Genomic DNA, 4850 nt, shown 5'->3' with positions numbered 1-4850 from the left:
GGTCTTTCCGCTCCTCAACGGGTATGTCACTGGGCCCGGTTCGTCGGGCGGTGAGTCAACGGGCTCGCGCGGTCAGGCGAGTTCGGAATCGGTCAGCTGGTCGATCTCGGCCCTGATCCGCTCCTCGATCGCCTGGGCGAGTCCACCGACGGTGGACTGCTCGAAGACCGTCCGGATGGTCAGGTCCACGTCGAAGGCGTCCTGGAGGCGGGAGGTCATCCGGATGGCGAGGATGGAGTGTCCCCCCAGGGCGAAGAAGTCGTCGTGCACGCCGATCCGCTCCAGGCCGAGGATCTCGCCCCAGATCTCGGCGATGCGTTCCTCGGTCGGCGTGGACGGCGCCCGGTAGGCGCCCCTCGCCAGGTCGAGGGCGGGCAGGGCGCGGTGGTCGACCTTGCCGTTGGAGGTGAGCGGGATCGCCGGGACGACGGCGTAGGCGGTCGGCAGCATGTACTCGGGGAGCACGGCCGCGAGCCCTTCGCGGACGGCCGCCAGGTCGGGGTCGGCGGGGCCGTCCGGGACGAGGTAGGCGGCCAGGGACTTCTCGCCCGCTTCGTCGTCGCGCAGCACGACGACGGCGTCAAGGACACCGGGAAGGTCCGTCAACCGTGCGCGGACCTCGCCGAGTTCGATCCGGTAGCCGCGCAGCTTGACCTGGTCGTCGATGCGGCCGAGGAATTCGATGCTGCCGTCCCAGAGGCGGCGGGCGAGGTCGCCGGTGCGGTAGAGGCGGGATCCTGCCGGGCCGAACGGGTCGGGCACGAAGCGTTCCGCGGTCAGTGCCGGGCGGCCCAGATAGCCGCGGGCCACACCGTGCCCGCCGACGTGCAGCTCGCCCGCGACGCCGACGGGGAGGGGGTGCCCCGCGGGGTCGAGGACGTGGGCGGTCGTGTTCGGCAGGGGGCCGCCGAGCGGGACCGGGCCGTCGTGGGGCTCGGTGACCGGGTGGGCGGTGGAGCCGATCGACGCCTCGGTGGGGCCGTACTCGTTGATCAGCCGGTGGCCGCCGAGGGCGGTCAGCCAGTGGTTGGCGGTCCTGGCGGACAGCGCCTCCCCCGCGACGAGGACGGTCCCGGCGAGGCGGGCCGTCTGTCCGGCGTCGAGCTGGTGGGCGAGCAGGTCCAGATGGCCGGGGGTGAGCTTGACGAAGTCGAACGGTCCGGCGGCGTCAAGGGCCCCGCCAAGGTCCGCGAGGTCCAGATCGGCGGGCAGTACGTGCACGGGGCCGCCGGTCATCAGCGGCACGTACAGGTTCGTGGCGGGCAGGTCGAAGGCGATGGAGGAGAACAGGGGCGCTCCGCCGTCGTTTCCGGACGTCAACTCCCGTGCCGCCCAGCCGAGATGGTTGGCCAGGCCGCCGTGGGTGACCATCACGCCCTTGGGGGTGCCGGTCGAGCCGGAGGTGTAGATGACGTAGGCGAGGGCGTCCGGGTCGCCGCTCCGCGGCGGGGCGTCGGCGGGGCGTTCCGTGATCGCCGCGCGGTCCTGGTCCAGGAGGACACGGGCGCCGGTGAAGCCGTCGGTGGCGTGCGCGAGGGCGGAGTCGGTGAGCAGCAACGCCGCCCCGCTGTCGGTGAGGACGTGGCGCAGTCGCTCGGCGGGGTTGGTCGCGTCGAGCGGGACGTAGGCGGCGCCCGTCTTCCACACGGCGAGGAGGGCGGCGACCAGGTCGGGCCCGCGGTCGAGGCAGACGCCGACGATGGTCTCCGGTCCGGCGCCCCGCGCGGCGAGCTGGTGGGCGATGCGGTTGGCGTACGCGTCGAGTTCGCCGTACGTCAGCCGTGCGTCGGCGGCGAGGACGGCCGGGGCGTCGGGGTGGGCGGTGGCCATGGCCTCGATCCGGTCGAGGACCGTGCCGGCGGGGAACTCCTCGGCGGTCGCGTTCCACTCCCCGAGGAGCCGCGCGCGCTCGGCGGCGGGCAGGATGTCCGCCTCGGCGAGCGGGGTGGCGGGGGCGGTGGTCACGGAGTCCAGGAGGCGTACGAAGTGGTCCGCGAAGCGCTCGATGGTGGCGTGCTCGAACAGGGCGGTGGCGTATTCGAGGGCGCCGGTCCAGGTGCCGTCGGCCTCGCGCCGTACGTACAGGGTGAGGTCGGTCTTGGAGACCTGGCGGGCGCCGCGCAGGTAGTCGAGGTCGGTGCGGTCGGGCATGCCGCCGGTGAGCTGCTCGTCGTGCATGTTGAAGGCGACCTGGTAGAGCGGGGTGCGGGACAGGTCGCGTTCGGGGCGCAGTTCCTCGACGAGGTGCTCGAAGGGCACTTCCTGGTGGGCGAAGGCGTCCAGGCAGGCGCCGCGTACCCGGCCGAGGGCGTCCTGGAAGGACTGTCCGGCCTCCAAGGGGCAGCGCAGCACGAGTGAGTTGAGGAAGAAGCCGACCATGGGGCGCAGTTCGGGCCGGGTGCGGCCGGCGACGGGGGCGCCGACGACGACGTCCCACTGCCCGGTGTGCCGGGCGAGCAGGGTGGCGAAGGCCGTGAGGAGCGTCATGAACGGCGTGGCCTCGTTGCGGCGGCCGAGCGCGGTCGCGGCGTCGACGAGGGGCTGCGGGATGCTGAAGGTGACGACGGAGCCGTGCGGGTCGCGCTCCGGGGGGCGCGGGTGGTCGGTGGGCAGTTCGAGCGGGGCCATGCCGTCGAGCGTGCGGCGCCAGAAGTCCAGGTCGTCGGCGAGCCGCTCGGTGGTGCGCCATTGCTGCTGCCAGGCCGCGAAGTCCGCGTACTGTACGGGCAGTTCGGGCAGCGTGGGCCGCTCACCGGCGTGCAGGGCGCGGCACAGGGTGCGGAACTCGTCCTCCAGGACGGCCGAGGTCCAGCCGTCGCAGGCGATGTGGTGGATGGTGACGAGGAGCAGCTGGTCCTCGCCGGGGGCCCGGCCGAGCAGTGCCCGCCAGACCTGACCGCCCTCCAGGTCGAAGCCCGCCTCGAACTGCTCGGTGTAGACGGGGAGGAGCTCGTCGCGCTCGCCGTCCACGACCTGCAGCTCGACCGGCGTGTACGGCTCGACGATCTGTACGGGTTCGCCGCCGCGGGAGGCGTACCGGGTGCGCAGCGCCTCGTGCCGCTCGCCGAGGATGTCAAGGGCGCGGCGGACGGTGTCGGCGGAGATGTCCGGGGAGAGCCGGATGAAGAGGGGTGCCGTCCACTCCGGGCTCTTGGGGTGCATCGTGTCCATGAACCACAGCCGGCGCTGGCCGAAGGACAGCGGGAGCTCCCCGTCGCGCGGGACGGGGGTGACGGCGGGTTCGACGGCGGCCGCGGAGTCGACGAGCGCGGCCTGCTCGCGGACCGTGACCGCGGCGAAGAGGTCGGCGAGCACCACTTGGCGGCCGGTGGTCCTGTGCAGCATTTCGGCGAGCTGGGTGAGGACGAGGGAGTGTCCGCCGAGCTGGAAGAAGTTGTCGTCGAGGCCGATGTCGGTGATGCCGAGCAGCTCCGACCACGTCTGGCAGACGGCGCGTTCGGCGGCGGTGACCGGGGCCGCGTGGGCCGGCCGCCCGGGAAGTTCGGCGGCCAAGGCCGCGGGTGCCTGTGCGCCGTCGGAGACCCGGCCGAGGAGCTCCACGGCGCCGTCCGCGCGCCAGCGGACCTCGTCGCCCGTCCGGTACATGCGCGAGCCCGGCGCCCCGAAGGGGGCGGGCCGCAGCCGCTCGGCTGTGGCGAGCGGGTCGCCGAGGATCCCCCGCGCCACCGCGGAGCCGGCGACATGCAGCTCGCCCGGAACGCCGGGGGGAACCGGGTCTCCGTACGCGTCGAGCACGAGCACGCGCACCTTGTCGACCGGCCGTCCGAGGGATACGGCGGCCGCGGCGTCGCCGGACCCGCCTTCCACCGGGCACGCGGTGACGGCGGGCGCACCGCCGTCGGGGCCGTACACCTGCCATGCCTGGGCGCCGGCCGCGGTGACGACAGCGGTGGGGGCGGGGCCGGCGGGGCTTCCTGCGGCGAGGACGAGGCGCAGATTGCCGCAGGCGGCCCAGTCACCCTCTGCCGCGGCGGCGTCCAGACCGGAGGCTGCGACCGGCATGACGGTGACGCCGTGGGCGGCGACCGTGTGGGCGAGAGGGCCCTTCGCCGTGGCCGTCACCACGGTCGCACCGGTGGTGAGGGCGGTGAACAGCGGCCAGTAGGAGGCGAGTCCGGAGGGCGTGCACAGCACACGGTCCGCGTCGGTCACACCGAAGCGGCGGGTGGTCCAGCGGACGTGGTGCGCGACGGTCGCGTGATCCACCAACAGGTACTGGCCCGCGTCGGGCAGTTGGACACCCCAGGCCAGGTCGTCGTCCGCGACGCCGGCCTCGGGCGGGGTGGCCGCCTGGGAACGCAGGGTGTCGCGCTCGGCGTCGAGGTCGATCACCGGAGCCGGTCCGGCTCCGGCGCCCAGGGCGACCGCCGCGTCGCCTCGGGTCAGGACGGCCGCCGGTTCGGCGTACCGGCGCAGCGCCCGCAGCCCCTCCTCCGGCGCGTCGGCCGGCAGCGGCAGGACCGCCGCGCCCGCCCGCCAGACCGCGAGCAGTGCCGCGGGCAGGTCCGCGGAGAGCGGCAGATGCACGGCGACGAGCGATCCCCGGCCCACACCGGCCGCGCGCAGCAGGTGCGCCAGCCGATTGGCCTCCGCGTCGAGCTCCGCGTAACCGATCCCGCGCCCGCCGTCGCCGTCGACGAGGGCGGTCCGGTCAGGGGCCTGGGCTGCCAGGTCCGAGAAGAGAAGGTGGAGGGGCGACTGACGTGCCACAAGTGCTCCCCGTGGGGTCGTGTGCGGTGGGTGGGCGGAGTGAGGTGCGGTGCGGGCCGGACGAGAGGGCTGAGAAGCCCGGTGTCGGCGGGAGTGCGAGCGCCGGAGGAGAGCGGGGC

General features: G+C 74.2%; 1 protein-coding gene. It reads right to left on the bottom strand.

What is annotated here, in order from left to right:
- Positions 1 to 72: 72 nt before the first annotated feature.
- Positions 73 to 4731, bottom strand: a complete 4659-nt coding sequence (locus tag J2N69_RS28135; protein ID WP_230903177.1) for a non-ribosomal peptide synthetase — start codon at positions 4729 to 4731, stop codon at positions 73 to 75.
- Between the last annotated feature and the right edge of the window lie 119 nt (positions 4732 to 4850).

The sequence above is a fragment of the Streptomyces huasconensis genome, from assembly GCF_021028635.1.
Lineage (GTDB): Bacteria > Actinomycetota > Actinomycetes > Streptomycetales > Streptomycetaceae > Streptomyces > Streptomyces huasconensis.
This window is presented reverse-complemented; position numbering and strand designations above follow the sequence as displayed.